This window comes from Natrinema saccharevitans (assembly GCF_001953745.1).
Classification (GTDB): domain Archaea; phylum Halobacteriota; class Halobacteria; order Halobacteriales; family Natrialbaceae; genus Natrinema; species Natrinema saccharevitans.
Map to the genome: position 1 here is coordinate 2,206,689 of NZ_LWLN01000001.1, position 18,362 is coordinate 2,225,050.

Below are 18,362 nucleotides of genomic sequence, written 5' to 3' on the forward strand. Positions count from 1 at the left end.
CGCCCGGACCGACAACCGTACGCTTTTGACCGGGCCGTGTGAACTGTCGCCCATGGATGCCGCGTGGAGCGCGAGCGACTCCCCCGTCGTCGGCGTCGTCGACCCGGAGGCCGACGGAACCGAGGACGTCGAGGCCGGCCGCCTCGAGGGGGCGGTCGCCGACGCCGGTGGGACGGTCGTCGACGGCGGACTCGAGGAGGTTCTCGCGGCCAACCCGTCGCTGCTCGTGACTCCCGGCGAAGCGGGCCTGTCGACGCTCGCCCGTGCCGGCGTCGACACGCCGGTCCTCCCGGTCGGTCCGGTCAGCGGGATCGAGTCGGTCGACCGCGATCGGCTGCCCGACGCGGTCCGGCAGGCACTTCGGGGGACGGCGACCCGACGCGAGCGACCGGTTCTCGAGGTCTCACTCGAGTCGCGTTCCGACGCGGCGAGCGAGCCGATCGATCGCGAGCGCGCGCTGTTCGACGTCACCCTGATCACCGACGAGCCGGCCCGCATCTCGGAGTACGGCGTTCACAGCCGCGGGTCGTCCGTCGCGACGTTTCGGGCCGACGGGGTCGTCGCGGCCACGCCGGCCGGCACCCACGGCTACGCGAGCGCCGTGGACGCGCCGCAGCTGTCGGCGGCCGTCGACGCCGTCGCGGTCGCGCCCATCGGCCCGTTCGTGACCCAGACCCGACGGTGGGTCCTGCCGAACGACGGGCTGGGCGTCACGGTCGAACGCGAGGAAAGCGACGTGACGCTCGTCGCCGACGGGGACGCCGTCGGCGCCGTCACCCTCGATCGGCAGGTCACCGTCGCCGTCGCCGGAGGGTTGCCGACGCTTTCGGTCCCGGCGACGCGTCTCGAGGCCGACTGAGAGCGAGCGCGAAAAACGGCGTCGGTCAGAGAGCGACCGACCGGCGCGAGACCGCTACCCGTTGTACGGCTCCTCGTCGCGGTGGTCGTTCGGGTTCTGGTTCTCGAGGGCGTCGTCCTCTCGGTCGACCGAACCCTCCTCGATGTCCCGCTCGCGCTCTCGTTCGGCCTCGCGCTCGCGGGCCTCCTGCTCCTCCTCGGTGAGCCCCTCCTCGTCGCGGGCCTCCTCGGGATCGGTCGCCTCGTGTTCGAGTTGGACGTCGCGTCCGTGTTCGTCCGTCTCGGTGTCGTCGCGCTCGTCGGATGTGTCGGACATAGTGATCCCGTCCGGGGATACCCGGGGTCCCCGAAAAGACGTTGGGCTTGCGAGGGTCGGCGTCCGTCGGTGCGCCACGGCGGCCCGCTATGGGACGGTTACCAGGGCTCGCCGGAGGCGAGATCGATCTCACCGTCGCCTTTCTCAGAGGGACAGATGTCCGCCAGTACGCAGTCGCCGCAGTCGGGGTTTTGTGCCGTACAGACCGCCCGCCCGTGGTCGATACAGAGGTGCGTGAACTGCTGCCAATCGTCCTCGGGGACGATCCCCATCAGATCCTCCTCGATCCGTTCGGGGTACTCCTCCTCGGTCAGGCCCAGCCGCCGCGAGAGCCGCTGGACGTGCGTGTCGACGACGATCCCCTCGACGATGTCGTGGCCGTGCTGAAGGACGACGTTCGCCGTCTTCCGACCCACGCCCGACAGTTCGGTCAGCTCGTCCATCGTGTCGGGCACCTCGCCGTCGTGTTCCTCGAGGATCGTCGCACAGGAGTCGCGGATGTACCCGGCCTTGCTGTTGTAGTAGGTGATCGAGTTCAGGTCCTCGGCGAGTTCGTCCTGATCGACGGTCGCGTACTCCTCGGGGCCGTCGTACTTCTCGAAGAGGTGTTTCGTCTCCTCGTTGACCCGCTCGTCCGTACACTGAGCCGAGAGGATCACCGCGATCAGCAACTCGAGGCGGTTCGAGTACCGCAGCGAGATCGTCGAGTCGGGGTATTCGTCCTCGAGGCGGTCGACCACTGCCTCTGTCTGCGCCTTCGTCGAGTCCCGTGGCGTTCCCATAGGACGGGGTTAGCGCCGGCTCCTTTCAGCGTTCGGATTCGGGGCCGGCGGATGCCGTGAGCTTTAAGCGGCCTTCAGCCACCTATCCGGGTATGAAAGCCACGGCCATGGCCCACCCCATTCAGGGACTGGTCAAGTATCACGGGATGCGCGACGAGATCGAGCGACTTCCCTACCACGACAGCATCAGCGTCTGTACGGCCCCGAGCCACACTCGCACGACCGTCGAGTTCTCGATGGACTACGACGAGGACACCTTCGTCGTCGACGGCGAGGAACTCGAGGGCCGGGCCTACGAACGGGTCGAGGCCGTCGTCGAGAAGGCCCGCTCGAAATCCGACGCCGCCCACACCGTCTACCCGGTCCGCCTCGAGAGCGAGAACAGTTTCCCGACCAACGTCGGGCTGGGATCGTCCTCCTCGGGCTTCGCGGCCGCGGCGATGGCCCTGGCCGAGGCGGCCGAACTCGACGCCTCCAGAGGGGAGATTTCGACGATCGCCCGCGTCGGGTCGGCTTCGGCCGCGCGGGCGGTCACCGGTGCCTTCTCGCATCTCCGCACCGGGATGAACGACGAGGACTGTCGCTCCGAGCGGGTCCCCTCGAACCTCCACGAGGACCTCAAGATCGTCGTCGGCCTCGTCCCCTACCACAAGGAGACCGAGGACGCCCACCGCGAGGCCGCCGACAGTCACATGTTCCAGGCCCGCAACGCTCACATCCACGAACAGATCGCGAAGATGCGCGACTCCCTGCGCAACGACGACTTCGAGGGCGTGTTCGAACGCGCCGAACACGACTCGCTGTCGCTGGCCGCGACGACCATGACCGGTCCCTCGGGATGGGTCTACTGGCAGCCGGCCACGCTCGCGGTCTTCAACACGGTCCGCGAACTCCGCGAGGAAGAGGACATCCCCGTCTACTTCTCGACGGACACGGGGGCCAGCGTCTACGTCAACACCACCGAGGAACACGCCGACGAAGTCGAGGAGGCCGTCGCCGACTGCGGCGTCTCGACCACCGTCTGGGACGTCGGCGGCCCCGCGAAACTCCTGGACGAGGACAAACACCTGTTCTGAGACGACGTTTTGTTTGGCGCACCCTCGGCAACAATTCGACAAGAGCAGGTTAGGAACTCACGTCCAGCGGTCCAGCCCGGTCTGGGTGACGCTGTCCTCGATTCGCTCGAAGCCGCGTGCGACCTCGTCTTCGTCGACGCCCCACTCGTCGGTGACGTACTCGCGGGCCGCCTCGAGGTCCGGCTCGAGCGTCGTCTCGAACTCGTAGTCGTCGGTCACGTTGGGATCGCGGAATAGCTGTCTGACGCGATCGGCGTGCTCGACGTGGTCGCCCCGCGCCTCGAGGACGCTCCAGAGGTCGCCGTGTTCGGCGATCGCCGACAGCGCCGTCTTCGGGCCGATCCCCGACACCCCCTCGTTGAAGTCGGTCCCGATGAGGATCGCCGCGTCGATCAGCTGTTCGCGGGTCAGGTCGTGGCGCTCGAGGGTCGCCTCGAGGTCCATCAGCTCGGGGTCGCCCTTGCTGGTCAGTTGGCGCAGCGTCAGCGGCGCGCCGAAGAGCAGGGCGTCGTAGTCCTCGGAGCCGACGTAGTCGGCGTCGCCGCGTGTGACCATGTGGGCGGCCTGGGCCTCGCCCTCGGCCGGCGCTTCGACGATCGGCACGTCGAGCAGTCGGAGGAGTTCTCGGCTGGTCTCCTGAATCGTCGGCGTCAGCCGCTGGGTTCGGGACTCGAGTTGTGCGATGGCGATCGCGTCGCCCTCCTCGCGGGCGGTCTCGAGTTGGTCCTCGTAGCTGCGGCGCTGTTCGCGCCGGGACTCGATCTCGTCGTCTTTGAGTTCGGAGGGGCCGCCGTCGAAGACCATCACCGGCGTGATGTCGTGTTCGAAGAACTTCGGCAGTCCCTGGACAATGCCGACGAGGTTCGCGACCTCGGTCCCGTCGGCGGTCGTGTAGATGTCGCTGTTGGTCCACTTGACCGTCGTCGTCAGATAGCGATAGAGCCAGTTGTGTGCGTCGACGGCGACGACGCCCTCGATTTCGGCGAAGGGAATCTCCTCGATGACCGCGATGTCCCGGAGTGCAGCGTTACCCATTACCGGAAATTGTCGGGGCTGGGATTTGAATCGTTGGCTTCCGCGACCGACGCCCCGGGTTCGCAATTATTTCCGCAATTTGCGGTTTGCCGGCCGAATCGGATAATACTGTCCAGCAGCGCACCGCTTTATCTCGTCGGGCGCGTTTCTTCGACTGTGAGTCACCAATGATCAAGCGACACGACCGCGAGCCGTTCAACAGTTCCATGTTCGTGACCGGCGTTGCGCTGGTCCTCGCAAGCCTCGCCACGGCCGTCTGGATGTTCAGAGTCGGTGACATCGTCACCGCACTGGGGCTCGGACTCCTCGTCGTCGCCGGACTGTTACTGGCAGGAATCGGGCTCTCGCCCGAGGCGACCGCCCACTGACCAGCACGTGTTACTTCCCTCCCATGCGTGATACGCAGGCCTCCCCCTCGAGGCGACTCGAAGCGGCGTCTCTCGGCCGACTGCTAGTGCCTGTCGTTCCCCGATCAGGTGTAAGCAGCTATGAGACGGGCTACTGTACGTCACCGCCGGTCGGACCGCGACCGTCCTGCGGTTCCACCGGGGCATCGGGACAGCAAACCGTATGAATAGTACTGGCACCGTCGACGAGGCGACGTGGATGCTCGTGTTGTCGCTCGTCGTGGTGACGTTTCTCGTCGGCGTCGGTCTGTTGCAACTGTCGATGACCGGCGATCTCGGCTCGTTCTTCCGGAATCTGGGGGTCGGGCTGTTCCTGTTGCTGTTTAGCGTCGGCTTCTATCGCAAGTGGCATCGAGCGTAGGTGACGGACCTACGCGTAGTTGTCTCCCTCATCGACGGGACCACTGAACGCGGAATAGAGGACGACGAAGTACGTCACGACCAGCGGCAAGAGGACGGTCGCACCGATCGTCGTCAGATTCAGCGCCAGCGTCGAGACGACCGCAGCCTCGATCCTGAGCCCGGACGCCGGATCGATCAGGGGAAACAGCAGCGTCGCGACGAGCGCGACGAGCGCGTACACCTGCCCCGCGACGGCCACGAAAGCCAGATAGTGGCGACCGGCCCGGCCCGCGATCACGTGAACGACGGCCAGTAGCACCGTCAGCCCGAGCAGTCCGAGCGTCGGAGCCGAACCGATCGCGACGTACGGCGACGATCGACTGCCGACGAGCAACGCGGCGACCGCCAGCAGGAGGTAGGCGATCTGCGCGAGGTGGCCGAGCGGTCGCGTCTCGAGTCGGACGTCACCCCGCGTTTTCAGCCCGAGGTAGGCCGCACCGTCCGCGACGGTGAGCGCGACGACGGCCAGTCCGACGAGCAGGCTCGCGGCCGACGCCGCGCTCTCGACGCCGAACAGCCAGTTACCGGCGAAGACGCCGAGGAAAAACGGCGAGGCGACGCTCCCGGCGACGAAGGCCCGGCCCCACCACCGCTGCCACGTCTCGTCGTGGCGTTGTTCGTACATCTCCGGGGCGAGACCACGCACGATGAGCGCGCCGAGAATCGCGAACATCAACAGGTAGTGGCGACTGAAAAGCACTGCGTACGCCTCCGGAAAGACGGCGAACAGCATGCCTCCGAAGACGACCAGCCACACTTCGTTACCGTCCCAGAACGGACCGATCGCTGCCAGCAACTGCTCTCGCTCGGCGTCCGTCCTCCGCGTGGCAAACAGCGCGCCGACGCCGAAGTCGAACCCGTCGAGAAACAGGAAGGTTCCGAAGACGGCAAACACCAGTCCGAACCAGAGTCGATCGAGCGGCAAGCCAAGCAGTGGCCCCTCGGCGAGAGCCAGCGGGACAGTCGCGAGCGAACCGTTAGTCATCGCTCGGGACGACCTCCTCGGGGACAGTCGGCTCGCGGTTCGATGACGGCGGTGCCGTCGGCGCGTCCTCCCGGATGAGCCGCACCACGACGTACCAGTAGAGGACCAACAACGCCGTATACACCCCGACGAAGCCAGCCAGGGTGGTGAGGGCTTCCGGTCCGCTCAGCCCGGGCGAGACGCCCGCGTGCGTCTTCATCACGTCCTGGATGACCCACGGCTGGCGGCCGACCTCGGTCACGATCCAGCCCAGTTCGACGGTGAATATACCGAGGACCGACGATCCCACGAACGCAATCGCCAGCCGATCGTCCTCGAACAGGGTCCCCTGAAGCCACCGATAGCCGCCCCAGAAGGCAAGCACGATGAACCACGTTCCGAGACCGACCATCGCCCGGAACGCCCAGAAGACGATGGCGACCGGCGGACGCTCGGCGTCCATGTCGTTCAGGCCGGTAATCGTCGCACCGGGATCACCGCCGCTCGCAAGCAGCGATGCGACGAACGGGATTTCGACCACGAAGAGGTCATCGGCGTGGGGATCGGTGATGTCCTCGAGGCTCGTCGGAACCGCCAGCAACTTCAGCGCGACCGTCGAGTCGGTCTCGTACTGTGCTTCCATCGCGGCGAACTTCTGGGGCTGCGTGTCCGCGACGTGTCGTCCGTACGCGTCGCCGTGGATCGCCTGGAACGGCGCGGTGACGAGCAGGACCGCGAGTCCGATTTTCATCGTCTTGCGCCAGAACTCGGTGTCGCGGTTCGTCCAGACGAAATAGGCGGCCGTCCCGGTCAGAAACAGCGCGACCGACAGAACCGCCGCGTTCTGCATGTGGACGAACATCCACGGGAAGCGCGGATTGGCGTAGGCCGCGATCGGATCCACGAGCGTGACGATCGGCTGTCCGTTCTCCGTCGCCAGCTCGTAGCCACGCGGCGTTTGCATCCACGAGTTGGCGATCAGGATCCAGACCGCCGACAGCCAGGTTCCGAGGCCGACGGCCACGGCAGAAATCATGTACAGGACGTCGCCGACGCGGTCGCGACCGAAGACGAAGATGCCGAGGAACGTCGCCTCGAGCATGAACGCCATCATTCCCTCGATAGCGAGCGGGCCACCGAACAGTTCGCCGGCGGTCGTCGAGAACGCCGCGAAGTTCGTCCCGAACTCGAACTCGAGGACGATTCCCGTGACGGTTCCGACGACGAACGAGATAGCGAATATCTTCGTCCAGAACGTTCGGAGCTGTTCGTATACCTGTTCGCCGGTCCGTATCTCTTTCCACGTGAAGTAGATGAGAAAGGGGGCGAGCCCCATACTCATGACTGGAAAGATGATGTGGACTATCGTCGTCACCGCAAACTGAAGTCTGCTGGCGATGACTGGGTCGATCATAGTACAGTTGGATGGTCTCTGTTTCGGTGGCAGTTCCCCTCCGGGGGAGCCGCCGGAGGAGTGCCGGTCAGTGGAGCCGTCGATCCGTTACTGCTCGCGCGTGACGAACCACCAGTCGTAGTAGTCGAGTTCGTCGTCGTCGTCGGCCGCTGCTTTGCGAGCGCTGGCGTCCGCTTCGGTCGCAGGCGGTGACAGGAGGACCCGGTCACCGAACACGTCGTTGTCCGGCCAGTCGGCGGGGGCGGCGACGCCGTGAGCGTCGCTCTTCTGGAGCGCACGCAGCGACCGGAGGATCTCGTCGATGTTGCGTCCGATCTCCATGGGATAGGTCAGGATCAGCCGGACGATTCCATCCGGGTCGACGATGAAGACGCTCCGGACGGTCGCCGTCCCCGCGCCCGGATGGAGCATCCCGAGCTTCTCGGCGACGCGTCCCTGATCGTCGGCGACGATCGGGAACTGGATATCGACGTCTAAGTTGTCGCGAATCCACTCGGTCCACTTGATGTGGGAGTGTACGCGGTCGACGGAGAGGCCGAGGAGTTCGGCTTGCAGGTCCTCGAACTCCTCGCGACGCTGCTCGAACGCCACGAACTCCGAGGTACACACGGGCGTGAAGTCCCCGGGGTGGCTGAACAGGACGAGCCACGATCCCTCGTAGTCGTCGGGGAGCGATCGCTCGCCCATGCTCGTCTCGACCGTCAGGTCGGGGAACGAATCGCCGATTCCGGGTGTCTCGATCGTCGGTTCGTCCGCGGCGGCTGTTGGTTGCGTCATCGTACATCTCTCCGTTGGGTATCTACCTATTAAACGGGAAGACAACCAACGAATTTTTCTACTTCAGAAGATCGAGTTTCGGACTACAGAACATTATTTCCGGTAGTTCGGTCGGTCGAGCTCCCGCGGCGTCCACGGGAAATCGATCCGTCGACCGATCGATTCGTCAGTCGGACTCCTCGAGCGAGGCGCTTCCGAGTGCGCGGGCAGCCGCGAGGACGCGTCCGAGCGCACGCCGGACGTCGGCGTCGAACAGTGCCATGAAGAGACCGATCAGGCCGACCGGTTCCGGATCGTCCTGCGAGAATCCGTCGATCGTGGCGTCGAGAGCCTCGGTGAACGTCGGGTCGCCCATCGTCTGTACGAGTGCGATCATGTTGCCCGCGTTCCGACCGAGTTCGTACATGTCGACGTCGTTTTCGGCGTGGGCGTCCGCAAAGCCCGTCGCGGCCATCCGGAGGTCCCGAATGACGTTCCGATTGTCCCGGGCCACGTCACGCAGTTCAGGCGTGAGATCGGTCGCCAGCTCGTGGGTCGCGTCGACCAGGTCGAGTAACTCCGCGAGCGTGTCGGCGTTGTCGCCCAGCGTTTCGAGGAGAACGAGCGTCTCTTCGCGCTCGAGGGCGAGTCGACTCCGTTCGATGATCTCGCGGTTCTCGCGGATCGCGACGCGCAGTTCCGGCACGAGGTCGTCGGTGAGGTCTTTCGACGCCGCCAGAACGTCCAGCAGTTCGACGAGCGTGTCCGATTCCTCGCCGACCTTCTGCAGGAGGACGAGCGTCTCCTCGCGCTCGAAGGCCAGGCGCAACTCACGGACGGCGTCGCGGTTTTCCCGGACGGACTCCCGGAGTTCCGGGGCCAGATCCTCGGCCAGTTCCTCCGTGGTCGCGAGCAAGCGGAGCAGCTCCGCCAGTTCGGCTTCGTTTTCCTCGATCGCTCGCGCCAGTTCCGTCTCGTCGGTGATCGAGCCGTCGGCGTCGAGGGGATAGTCGTTGCTCGCCATCGTTACGGGAGTGGGTCGTAGCCGCGCAGCCAGGAATCCCAGTAGAAACTGGGCAGAACGTTGACGTCCATGATCCAGTTCAACCGACTCTCGACGGGCGCGGAGATGCTCTCCTCGTAGTCGAACTCGGCGACCATCGCCTTGCCCTTCTTCGTCAGTAGCGGACAGGCGGCGTACCCCTCGTACGCCGCGGTCTGTCGTCGCCCCTCCATGTGGGCGGTGAGGTTCTCGAGGACGACGTGAGACTGCTTGCGAGCCGCGGCAGCCGTCTTGGCGTTGGGCGTGTTACAACCGTCGCCGAGTGCGAAGACGTCCTCGTACTCGGTATGCTGGAGGGTGTGTTCGTCGACGGCGACGTACTCGCCGTCGTTTTCCGTATCAGCGTCAGTCAGCGGCGAGTTTTCGGTGAGCGCTTCCTGTCCGTACTGTGGCGGGACGGGCGCGTAGAGGTCGTACTCCTGTGTGTCACCGCCTTCGGAGCGGATGACCTGTGCTTCGGGATCGATCTCGTCGACCGTGAAGTTCAGGTTGGCCTCGATGTCGCGGTCGGCCCAGATCTCCTCGAGTTTCTCGCGGTAGGGCGAGACACCGAAGACGGCGTCGCTGCCCTTCGTCATGACGACGTCGACGTCGTCGCGGATACCCTGTCGTCGGAAGTAATCTTCCGCGAGCATCGTCATCTTCAGCGGTGCGCCGCCGCACTTGATCGACGTATCGGGGACCGAGACGACGAACGTGCCGCCGTCGAAATCCTCGAGCGCGTCCCGCAGCCCCATCGCAGCATCGAAGTGATAGAACGGGTAGACCGAGTCGGTCTCCTCCCAGCCCTCGAGCATGCCGGGCGTCGTCTCGGGCGCGAGCCGGTGGCCCAGCGCGACGACGAGGTAGTCGTAGGACAGTTCGTCGTCCCCGAGTACCACGGTCTTTGTGTCCGGGTCGACACCTGTTACCTCGGCCTGAACGAACTCGACGCCGTCCCGGACGAGTTCGCGGATATCGCGGAACTGATCGTCCGGCTCCATGTAGCCGAACGGCAGCAGGTAAAACGAGGGTTGATACGCGTGGTCCGTACTCTTGTCCACGATGCTGATCTCCGCGTCGGATCGGTCGAGTCGACGGCGGAGCATGTTGGCGGTCATCGTGCCGCCGACGCCAGCACCGAGCACGACTATGTGGTCCATAGACAGTCGATATTTGCCGGTCACCTACCTGAGAGCTGAGGTAGCCGAGACATTGTCGGCGAGTCTCGCGATCCGGCGATCTTCCGCAAATAATTTCTGCTATTGCCCGGCACCCCCGTCCGTTGCCGGCCGATCGACTCCCGACTACCGGATCGAAGCCGCTCCACGATCGATGGACTCGAGCGACCAGTCGCGAAGAACGCATCGACCGCACGGAGTCTCGGCCTCGCCGCCACGCGACGAAACGTCGGCAATAGATCGCTACAAGCAGTGGTGTTTCCAGTGAGGTCGTCCAACCCGACGCTCTCGACTCACCGGCGAACCGGTCGGCCGATTCGAAGACGACCCTCGATCGATGACGACCCGTGGCTTACGGGTCTCTCGACTCGCACGTTTCGATGGGAACGTCGACGAGGTTCCCCCATTCGGTCCAGGAGCCGTCGTAGTTCGCGACGTCCGGATACCCGAGCAGTTCCGAGAGGGCAAACCAGACCAGCGCCGAGCGTTCGCCGACGTTACAGTAGACGAGGATCTCGTCTTCCTCGTCGATATCGGCCTCGGCGAACGGACGCTCGAGCGCCCGTCGATGCTCGAATCGCCCACACTCCCGAACGACGCTCTCCCATTCGATGTTTACCGTCCGGGGAATGTGGCCGTTCGCGCGTGCCGGCGCGTCCACATCGCCGCAGTACTCCTCGGGCGACCGGACATCGATGATGGCGACGTCCTCCGAGAGCGCGTTCTGGACGTCCTGTCGGTACGCACGGATGTGATCGTTCGGAGGCTGGGTCTCGTACTCGACCGGCGTCACGTCCGGGGCCGTCTCCGTCAGCGGAAAGCCGTTCTCGGTCCAGTAGTGTTTCCCACCGTTGAGCAGTCGCACGTCCCGATGGCGGTAATACTTGAGCGTCCAGTAGACGAACGCCGCGAACTCGTTGAACCCATCGCTGTAGAGGACGATCGTGCTGTCCGGCCCGATACCACGCTCGCCCAGGATCGTCTCGAGTCGGTCGGCACTCGGAATCGTTCGCGTCCCCGCATCGAAAAAGTCGGCGCGCGGGTCCAGTTCGACGGCGCCGGGAACGTGTCCCTCGTCGTATTCGGTCGAGATCTCGACGAGTCGGAGGTCCGGATCGTCCGCTTCGAACGTCTCGAGCTGTTTATACGCGCTGTCCGGCTTGACGAGTACCTGATTCGGATACCCGGTTCGATCGACGCCGATCGATCGGGTACTGATACTGTAACAGGTCTGGCGGCCATCGTGGAGCGCGGGCGCGGTCTCGATCAGGCGTTCCTCCTCTAACTGGGAGAGGCCGTATCGTGCCGTCCGCGAACAGAGAAGCGTCTCTTCCGTGATCTGCTTTAGCGTCATCGATCCTTCCCGAGACAGCGTCTTGTAGATGAACTTCGAACTCGGCGGGAGGTCCTTCAGGGCCTCCTCTACGTCGGGGGTGTGCATGTTTTGGACAATACCCTCTAGGCGTTTGTATATAAAGACACTATTGGTACGGTTCTCTGAACCACTATTTTCGAAACGGTAAACTAAATTTCTACACCCCGAATACCGGATAGCAGAAATAATGTTGGCTACCTCCGCAGTTGACGCTCTTGCCCGAGATTTGTGCGAAATTATTCTCCCTGCTCGAGGCGTTTTACGTGGCCTCTCGGTACGATACAGTGACGATGGTCGAGACAATCACGGCTGAAACGTTGCGGGACATGATCGATGCCGACGAGCAGTTCGTCCTCATCGATACCAGATCGCCCGATAGTTTCGAGGACTGGCACATCGCCGGCGCCGAGAACGTCGAGTACTCCGGCGACGACGACGAGCTGATCGGCGAGTTCGACGCGGACGACCTCGAGGCGGACGATACCGTCGTCACGATCTGCGCGACGGGCAACTCCGCGAGCAGTTTCGCGACGTACCTCGAGAGCGAGGGGGTCGTCGACGAGGTCAAGACCGTCGAGGGCGGTATGGAGGCCTGGAGTATGGTCTACGACGTCGTGCCGATCGCCACGCAAAACGACGATCTCGTCGTGTTGCAGCTCCAACGGCGATCGAAGGGCTGTCTGGGGTACGTCGTCGGCTCCAAGCGGGCCGGCGAAGCGGCGCTCGTAGACGTCACCCGCGCCACCGACGTGTTCCTCGACGCCGCACGCGAGCGCGGATTGAAAGTGACGAACGTGCTGGATACGCACATCCACGCGGATCACATCTCGCGCGGTCGACGGCTCGCCGACAGGCTCGGCGTCCCCTACCACCTCGGCGCGCCCGCCGAGACGCGGGACCCGCAGTTCGAGTTCGATCCCATCGAGCCGAACGACACCGTCGAACTCGGCGACGTGGAGATCAAGGCCGTCCACACGCCGGGCCACACCACGGGAATGACGTCCTACCTGGTCGACGGCGAAGCGCTGCTTACCGGCGACACGCTGTTCGTCGAGTCCATCGGCCGAACCGAACTCCAGTTTGCGGACAAGGACGCCCGCGACGGGGCCCGCGTCCAGTACGAGACACTCCACAGGGTCATCATGACCGAGTCCAACGACGTGAAGATCCTGCCGGGACACTTCTCGGTCACCGACGACGGCGAGTACATCGACGTGACGCCCGGCCAGCCGATGTTCTCGACCGTCGGCTACCTCTGGGAGAACAACGAAATCCTCCGGCTGGACGAGGACGACTTCGTCGAACACATGTTCGAGAACCTGCCGTCGAAACCGCCGAACTACGAGCAGGTCATCGCGACCAACGCCGGCGAGTACGAACCGGCGGACGAGGACGAAGAGACAGAACTCGAACTCGGCCCGAACCGCTGTGCCGCCACGTCGGACAGCGCCGTCGCCGACGACTGATCGAGGCTTCGTGCCATCATGTTCGGACTCGATTCCCTCTCCGGAAACGCGCAAGCCGTCGTCCTCGTCGGTATCGTGTTGCTCGAGGCGATCGTCCTCTACGTCGGGTACGGCGGACTCGAGCAGGCCCTCGGCGAGTACGTCGTCGATCTATTGCGGGGTGAGTAGCGATGGAACTGTTCGGAATGAGCGTTCTCCTCGTCGGGACGTTCGTCGGGTTCGGCCTGCTCATCGGAATCCTGTTCGGATTCTTCGGGATGGGCGGGTCGTTCCTGGTCACGCCCGCACTGCTGGTGATGGGCTACGACGCCAACGTCGCGGTCGGGTCCGGACTCGCGTTCGTCTTCGGGACCTCCGTCATCGCGACGCTCAAACACCGCGACCTCGGCCAGGTCGACTACAAACTCGGCATCCTGATGATCGCCGGCACTACCGCCGGTATCGAGGTCGGGAAAGTCGGCCTCGAGTACCTGCAGGAACTCGGCCTGGCCGGCTCGGTGGTCAGCGTCGCGTACGTCTTCCTGCTCGGCGGGATCGGCGTCTTCGTCACCTACGAGGCGATGAAAGGTGGCGGTGACGGCCTCGAACACGACGTCGACGAGGACGCCGACCTCGAGGACGAGGAGATTCCCGAGATCGCACAGAAGATCCAGTCCTACAGCGTCCCGCCGATGATCTCCATTCGGGGCGGGTTCACGGTCTCGCTGTGGATGGTCCTGCTGGTGGCGTTCGCGACGGGGGTGCTGTCGGGCTTCCTGGGCGTCGGCGGCGGCTTCATCCGCATGCCCGCGCTGTTCTACCTGATCGGCGTCCCCGTCCCGGTCGCGGTCGGCACCGACCTGTTCGAGATCGTCTTCTCGGGCGGGATCGGGAGCTTCCTCTACGCCCAGTCGGGCGCCGTCGACCTGAGCATCGTCGTGCCGCTGCTGGCCGGGAGCGCACTCGGCGCGCGCATCGGCGCGGCCGCGACGAACCTCGTCGACGAGGACGACATCAAGGTCTACTTCGGGATCATGCTGTTGCTCGGCTCGATCGCGGTCGCCGTCCGCGAGATCGGTGGCGTCCTCGAGATGCCGGTCCTCGATACGGTGAGCCTGGCGATCATCCTCGGTGCGGCGCTGCTCGTCAGCGGAGCCGTCGTCTACAGCGGTATCGCCGTGCTTCGCGATGGAACGGACGCGTCGCCATCGGTCGCCGACTGAACGCCGGCAACCGTTGGAAGACACACCGTTTCGGACGCGAGAAAAGAAACGGACACCACAGACAATACTTGTACTGGAATCGGTCGACGACTTCAGACCGGACACCGCTCGCGTAGCCGTTCGACGGCACGGCCGACACGCGACCGCGCGTCCCGCAGTCCTCGTCGTCCCGCTTGCGCGCGCCGGGCGAGCGCGAAGCGGACTCCGTCGTACGTGTTACCCAGCAGGTTCCCGAAGTAGATCGCACGAGCGAACGCGACGATGTCGCCCGCCGTCTCGCGGCCGTAGGCCGCTTCTAACGCTTCCAGTGCCTCCCGACCCGGCTTCTCGTCCGTTTCCGCGTACTGCTGGGCGAACAGGAGCGCGGGCAGTTCGGTGTCGTCGACGGCCGCGTCGACGTCGCGCTCGAGGATCAGGGTGATCGTCTCCCGGTCGACGCCGGTTTCCCGTGCGAGATCGGTGTGATACCGGGTACAGTACTGGCAGTCGTTGACCGCCGTGACCGCGAGCATGATCTTCTCCGCGAACCGGTCACTGACTCGGTCGGCACGCTTGGCCCGTACGAGTCGTGGAATATTCTGTACAAACCGAGCAATACCAGCAACCAGTGATCGAGCCGTGAACGTTTTCTTTCGGAAGTCGTCGCCGGATTCTTCTGTAGCACTCGGCACGATACCTGCTTTTCACGGCACTCGTAAGTCGATTTCGGTCACCTATCGTGGACGACCGGTCTCCGACTGACAGTCAGTCGACTCGTTTTTCGAGTTCGATCTTGTCCGATATAGAATATACTGGCTGGCGAGTCCGCGTCCGGATCACGTGTCACGCGACTCGAGTGCCGGTGGGTCACTCCCCGTTCGCGACTCGAGGAACCGTTCCTCCGCGTCGGCGAGGTCCCGATTGCGGTATTCCTCGAGGCCGGCCTGGTACCGCTCGCGGTCGGTCCACGCGGCGGTCTCGGGGTCGCCCGGCGTCGGGTACTCGAGGATCAGTTCGGCGATCCCGGTCGTCTCCCCGGTGTAGGCGAAGCCGGTCCGGTAGAGCGCCTCGTAGGCGAAGGGGTTGTTGACGGCGATCCGGAGCCGCTCGTAGCCCCGCTCGAGGGTACGATCGCGGACATACCGACAGAGCGCGGGGCCGATCCCCTCGCCACGCCGGTCCCGGTCGACGGTGACGTAGCGCAGCCACAGCGTGTCGGCGTCGGTCCGGTCCTCGTTGAACGCGACGGCGGCGACGAGTCGGCCGTCGTCGGTGCGGGCGACGGCCTTGCCCGTGTTCGTCATGACGAACTTGCCGGCGTAGCTGAACCGCTCGTGGTCGAGTCGGAGTTTCGGGCCGTCGGCCGGCCAACCGAGCAGGTCGTATTCCACAGTTTCGCTTCGCAGGGATCACACAACAATCCACGGAATCGGATGAATTCCTGGGGACGAGTCTCTCCGATTCCGACAGGTGCGACGGGTTTTGGACCCGTTCCGATCGACCGGCACCGGCCAGTCTCCTCGAACGAACCGTTCACTCGCTTACTCAAAAAGAACGCCCACGTGAAAACCACACTACATCAAGTGAGTGGGAATGCTAACGGCTAACAGAGGAACTCCCCATGGTCGACGACGCGTTCGATGCGCTGGCAGACGGTCACCGACGACGGTTGTTGCTCAGTCTCCTGGATCACAACCCGCAAGACGTCTCGACGGTCGACGGCATTCCCTGGAAGGTCGCCGAGATCGACGAGGAACTGACGCGGAAATACCACGTCCATCTCCCGAAACTGGTCGACTACGGCTACATCGAGTGGCACCGCGACGCTGGGACCGTCGTTAAGGGGCCGCAATTCGACGAGATACGCCCGCTGCTCGAGTTACTGGACGACCATCGGGACGAACTCCCCGACGGATGGCCCTGAGAGCGACGAAAGCGGTTTCCGTTTTCCCGGCCTCACGACATTGACACCCCTGGCGGGCCGTACCTATCCGAGGAGAGACGAGTATATATTCTGTCAATAGTGTGTTCGAACGGGTCGCTCGAACGAACGAAAGGACACGCCCCGCCGTGGTTGGGCCGTAACGGGGCGCGCCGTCGAACTCTACCGGTCGTAGACTCAAGTAGCTTGTGTGATAATCTGGGTGAATAGGAGATTCCGTCTGAAACCACCGTTTTCGGCGGCTCGTATCAGTGATTGCAAGCCAGACACGAATCCTTTTCCCGCCGTCAGTTCCTATTGTACCTGTTCGGAACGCCGGACACGTGGTTGGGCCATGACACAGGACAATCTTACGAACGAGGCGGTCAGTCTACTCCAGAATCTCGGGCTTCAGGAGTACGAAGCGCGGTGTTTTCTGGCATTGACGCGGCTACCCAGCGGTACGGCCAAAGAAATACACGAGATCTCGGAGGTCCCCCGAACGCGGGTCTACGACGCCATTCGGGTACTCGAATCACAGGGGCTGGTCGAGGTACAACACTCGAGCCCCCAGCAGTTCCGGGCGGTCGGTATCGACGAAGCCACGCGGACTCTCCGACAGAAGTACGACAACCGGATCGACACCCTCGAGTCGTACCTCGAGACCGTCGAACACCGGGAGAGCGAACCCGACGACGACCGGATGCAGGAGGTGTGGTCGCTGACCGGACGCGACGCGATCGAATCGCGAACGTTCGACCTGCTCGCGGAGGCCGACAGCGAGATCGCGCTGGTCGTCGCCGACGAAACCTTCCTCTCGGACGAGGTCTACGAAACGTTACACGCCGCGATCGACCGGGACGTCTCGGTCATCCTCGGCGGCCGGACCGAGGAGATCACCTCGCGACTGGGGACGGAACTGCCGGCCGCCCGCGTGTTCGAGACGAACCTCGACTTCCTCATCGGTTCGATGACCGACCACGAGGTCGCGATCAGTCGCATCTTGCTCGTCGATCGGGAGACGCTGCTGATCGGGTCGTACTATCCCGACAGCGAGGACCCGACCGAGCAGGCGATCTTCGCCAGCGGCCTCGAGAACGGGATCGTCGTGTTGCTCCGGCGGTTGATCTCGTCCGGACTGACCGCCGTCGAGGATCCGAATCCGTAACCGCGAGCGAGCGACGACTACTCGGCGGCCACTGTCAGCTCGGTGCCGTCGATCCGGACACGATACCCCGCCATGGAAAACGACACGGCGACCCGCTCGCCGTCGACGAGCGCGTCCAGCGCACCGGGGTCGACGTACGAGTACAGCGTCGTCCCGACGGTCGTCGGGAGATCGATCGGATCGACGTTCTCGATCTCCGCGATCGTAACTACGATAGCGATGCTCGGCGGTGTCTCCGACCAATCGAACTCACGTCGTACGGTCACGTCGTCCACGCAGGGATCACCGGTGCGGTAAACCCCCGACGACACGGAGATGTATATAACCGTTGTGAGGGCGCGGGTTACAGCCTCCGGCCGTTCTCGGCGGCACCGTCGCTCTCGATCCGAACCCGGAGTCACCGTCCGGTACCGACGGATGGCTCTCGAGGGAAGGGATGTCGAAGAAACGAAGTCACGCTACGTCGCCGTGAGACGACGGTGCGAACCCGTGTTAGTTACGAACGACGTTCGTCGCTCGCGGGCCCTTGGGGGCCTGTTCGATGTCGAACTCGATGTCTGTGCCTTCTTCGAGGTCCGGACCGCCAACGTCCTCCATGTGGAAGAAAACGTCCTCGTCCGCGTCGTCAGTCTCGATGAAACCGTAACCGCCCGTGTCGTTGAAGAAATCAACCGTTCCGTTTGCCATTGCGATTGAACGAAAGCCCGATACACGGATAAGTGTTCTGCATCTGTTTTCTAAACACCGAACCACGTAGACGAATGTTTAGACACGGTCAGGATACGGATACTTTCGTCTACCGTTCGTATTTGTGTTCGAATAAGCGACTGCACCGTCGGAACAACTGGTTACTTCCGCCGCATCGTCACTTTCGTATCGTTCGATCCGCGGCCGCTCGAGCCACACCGCAACCGACGACGGTCAGTTCGGCCCGCCACCGCCTCGAATGCTGTCGCTCGCGGGTTTGCTTGCGACAGTAACGCGCGGACCAGGATTTGAACCCGGGCTATGAGCTTGG

At 64.0% G+C, this 18,362-nt stretch carries 22 protein-coding genes; 9 read left to right on the top strand and 13 right to left on the bottom strand.

Translation table 11 applies throughout. The features are described 5' to 3' along the window. The first annotated feature begins 52 nt into the window (after positions 1 to 52). Positions 53 to 859, top strand: a complete 807-nt coding sequence (locus tag A6E15_RS11180) for an NAD(+)/NADH kinase (protein WP_076146238.1) — start codon at positions 53 to 55, stop codon at positions 857 to 859. 54 nt (positions 860 to 913) lie between these two features. On the opposite strand, the gene A6E15_RS11185 is transcribed toward A6E15_RS11180, so the two are convergent. Next, complete coding sequence (locus A6E15_RS11185; protein WP_076146240.1) at positions 914 to 1,174, bottom strand: hypothetical protein; 261 nt, start codon at positions 1,172 to 1,174, stop codon at positions 914 to 916. 98 nt (positions 1,175 to 1,272) lie between these two features. Then, the gene (nth, locus tag A6E15_RS11190) at positions 1,273 to 1,956 is read right to left on the bottom strand and encodes an endonuclease III (RefSeq protein WP_076146241.1); all 684 of its coding nucleotides are present in this window, start codon (positions 1,954 to 1,956) and stop codon (positions 1,273 to 1,275) included. Positions 1,957 to 2,048: 92 nt separating this feature from the next. Here nth and mvaD point away from each other — a divergent pair, with 92 nt between their 5' ends. Continuing rightward, positions 2,049 to 3,032 (top strand): phosphomevalonate decarboxylase MvaD, encoded by a 984-nt coding sequence (mvaD, locus tag A6E15_RS11195; RefSeq protein WP_076146243.1) that lies wholly within the window; start codon positions 2,049 to 2,051, stop codon positions 3,030 to 3,032. 57 nt (positions 3,033 to 3,089) lie between these two features. Here mvaD and fen read toward each other — a convergent pair whose 3' ends face one another. After that, positions 3,090 to 4,067 (bottom strand): flap endonuclease-1, encoded by a 978-nt coding sequence (gene fen / locus A6E15_RS11200; protein WP_076146244.1) that lies wholly within the window; start codon positions 4,065 to 4,067, stop codon positions 3,090 to 3,092. A gap of 167 nt (positions 4,068 to 4,234) precedes the next feature. On the opposite strand from fen, the gene A6E15_RS11205 reads away from it, so the two are divergent. Both A6E15_RS11205 and A6E15_RS11210 read left to right on the top strand, forming a co-directional pair. Further along, positions 4,235 to 4,435, top strand: a complete 201-nt coding sequence (locus A6E15_RS11205; RefSeq protein WP_076146246.1) for a hypothetical protein — start codon at positions 4,235 to 4,237, stop codon at positions 4,433 to 4,435. Positions 4,436 to 4,637: 202 nt separating this feature from the next. Further along, positions 4,638 to 4,835, top strand: a complete 198-nt coding sequence (locus A6E15_RS11210) for a hypothetical protein (protein ID WP_076146247.1) — start codon at positions 4,638 to 4,640, stop codon at positions 4,833 to 4,835. Between the two features lie 9 nt (positions 4,836 to 4,844). On the opposite strand, the gene cydB is transcribed toward A6E15_RS11210, so the two are convergent. The 6 genes from cydB to A6E15_RS11240 form a co-directional block, all read right to left on the bottom strand. Further along, positions 4,845 to 5,861: a cytochrome d ubiquinol oxidase subunit II gene (cydB, locus tag A6E15_RS11215; RefSeq protein ID WP_076146249.1), complete on the bottom strand. Its 1,017-nt coding sequence runs from the start codon at positions 5,859 to 5,861 to the stop codon at positions 4,845 to 4,847. Further along, positions 5,854 to 7,254, bottom strand: a complete 1,401-nt coding sequence (locus A6E15_RS11220; RefSeq protein WP_076146251.1) for a cytochrome ubiquinol oxidase subunit I — start codon at positions 7,252 to 7,254, stop codon at positions 5,854 to 5,856. The genes cydB and A6E15_RS11220 overlap by 8 nt, the downstream gene beginning before the upstream one ends. 87 nt (positions 7,255 to 7,341) lie before the next feature. After that, on the bottom strand, positions 7,342 to 8,031 hold the full coding sequence (locus tag A6E15_RS11225; RefSeq protein WP_076146253.1) for a peroxiredoxin: 690 nt from the start codon (positions 8,029 to 8,031) through the stop codon (positions 7,342 to 7,344). A 166-nt stretch (positions 8,032 to 8,197) separates the two neighbouring features. Then, positions 8,198 to 9,034, bottom strand: a complete 837-nt coding sequence (locus A6E15_RS11230; protein WP_076146255.1) for a DUF1641 domain-containing protein — start codon at positions 9,032 to 9,034, stop codon at positions 8,198 to 8,200. Between the two features lie 2 nt (positions 9,035 to 9,036). Further along, positions 9,037 to 10,215, bottom strand: coding sequence for an NAD(P)/FAD-dependent oxidoreductase (locus tag A6E15_RS11235; RefSeq protein ID WP_076146257.1), 1,179 nt, complete (start codon positions 10,213 to 10,215; stop codon positions 9,037 to 9,039). A gap of 370 nt (positions 10,216 to 10,585) precedes the next feature. Continuing rightward, positions 10,586 to 11,674, bottom strand: coding sequence for a rhodanese-like domain-containing protein (locus A6E15_RS11240; RefSeq protein WP_076146259.1), 1,089 nt, complete (start codon positions 11,672 to 11,674; stop codon positions 10,586 to 10,588). 224 nt (positions 11,675 to 11,898) lie between these two features. Here A6E15_RS11240 and A6E15_RS11245 point away from each other — a divergent pair, with 224 nt between their 5' ends. Genes A6E15_RS11245 through A6E15_RS11250 form a run of 3 tightly spaced genes read left to right on the top strand, consistent with a single transcriptional unit; the run spans position 11,899 to position 14,276 of the window. Continuing rightward, on the top strand, positions 11,899 to 13,074 hold the full coding sequence (locus A6E15_RS11245; RefSeq protein ID WP_076146261.1) for an MBL fold metallo-hydrolase: 1,176 nt from the start codon (positions 11,899 to 11,901) through the stop codon (positions 13,072 to 13,074). 18 nt (positions 13,075 to 13,092) lie between these two features. Continuing rightward, positions 13,093 to 13,242: a DUF7512 family protein gene (locus A6E15_RS20970; RefSeq protein ID WP_175607246.1), complete on the top strand. Its 150-nt coding sequence runs from the start codon at positions 13,093 to 13,095 to the stop codon at positions 13,240 to 13,242. Between the two features lie 2 nt (positions 13,243 to 13,244). Continuing rightward, complete coding sequence (locus A6E15_RS11250; protein ID WP_076146262.1) at positions 13,245 to 14,276, top strand: sulfite exporter TauE/SafE family protein; 1,032 nt, start codon at positions 13,245 to 13,247, stop codon at positions 14,274 to 14,276. 92 nt (positions 14,277 to 14,368) lie between these two features. Here the strand turns inward: A6E15_RS11250 and A6E15_RS11255 are convergent, their stop codons facing one another. After that, on the bottom strand, positions 14,369 to 14,947 hold the full coding sequence (locus A6E15_RS11255) for a carboxymuconolactone decarboxylase family protein (RefSeq protein ID WP_175607247.1): 579 nt from the start codon (positions 14,945 to 14,947) through the stop codon (positions 14,369 to 14,371). Positions 14,948 to 15,091: 144 nt separating this feature from the next. Continuing rightward, the gene (locus A6E15_RS11260) at positions 15,092 to 15,646 is read right to left on the bottom strand and encodes a GNAT family N-acetyltransferase (RefSeq protein ID WP_076146264.1); all 555 of its coding nucleotides are present in this window, start codon (positions 15,644 to 15,646) and stop codon (positions 15,092 to 15,094) included. A gap of 230 nt (positions 15,647 to 15,876) precedes the next feature. Between A6E15_RS11260 and A6E15_RS11265 the strand changes: the two genes are divergently transcribed. Further along, positions 15,877 to 16,179 (top strand): transcriptional regulator, encoded by a 303-nt coding sequence (locus A6E15_RS11265; protein WP_076146266.1) that lies wholly within the window; start codon positions 15,877 to 15,879, stop codon positions 16,177 to 16,179. A gap of 352 nt (positions 16,180 to 16,531) precedes the next feature. Then, on the top strand, positions 16,532 to 17,344 hold the full coding sequence (locus A6E15_RS11270; RefSeq protein WP_076146268.1) for a TrmB family transcriptional regulator: 813 nt from the start codon (positions 16,532 to 16,534) through the stop codon (positions 17,342 to 17,344). A gap of 17 nt (positions 17,345 to 17,361) precedes the next feature. Here the strand turns inward: A6E15_RS11270 and A6E15_RS11275 are convergent, their stop codons facing one another. Together A6E15_RS11275 and A6E15_RS11280 are read right to left on the bottom strand one after the other, a co-directional pair. Next, entirely contained in the window at positions 17,362 to 17,745 is a 384-nt protein-coding gene (locus tag A6E15_RS11275; RefSeq protein WP_245800562.1) for a HalOD1 output domain-containing protein, read from the bottom strand. A 91-nt stretch (positions 17,746 to 17,836) separates the two neighbouring features. Continuing rightward, complete coding sequence (locus A6E15_RS11280) at positions 17,837 to 18,031, bottom strand: cold-shock protein (protein WP_006181985.1); 195 nt, start codon at positions 18,029 to 18,031, stop codon at positions 17,837 to 17,839. Positions 18,032 to 18,362 lie beyond the last annotated feature (331 nt).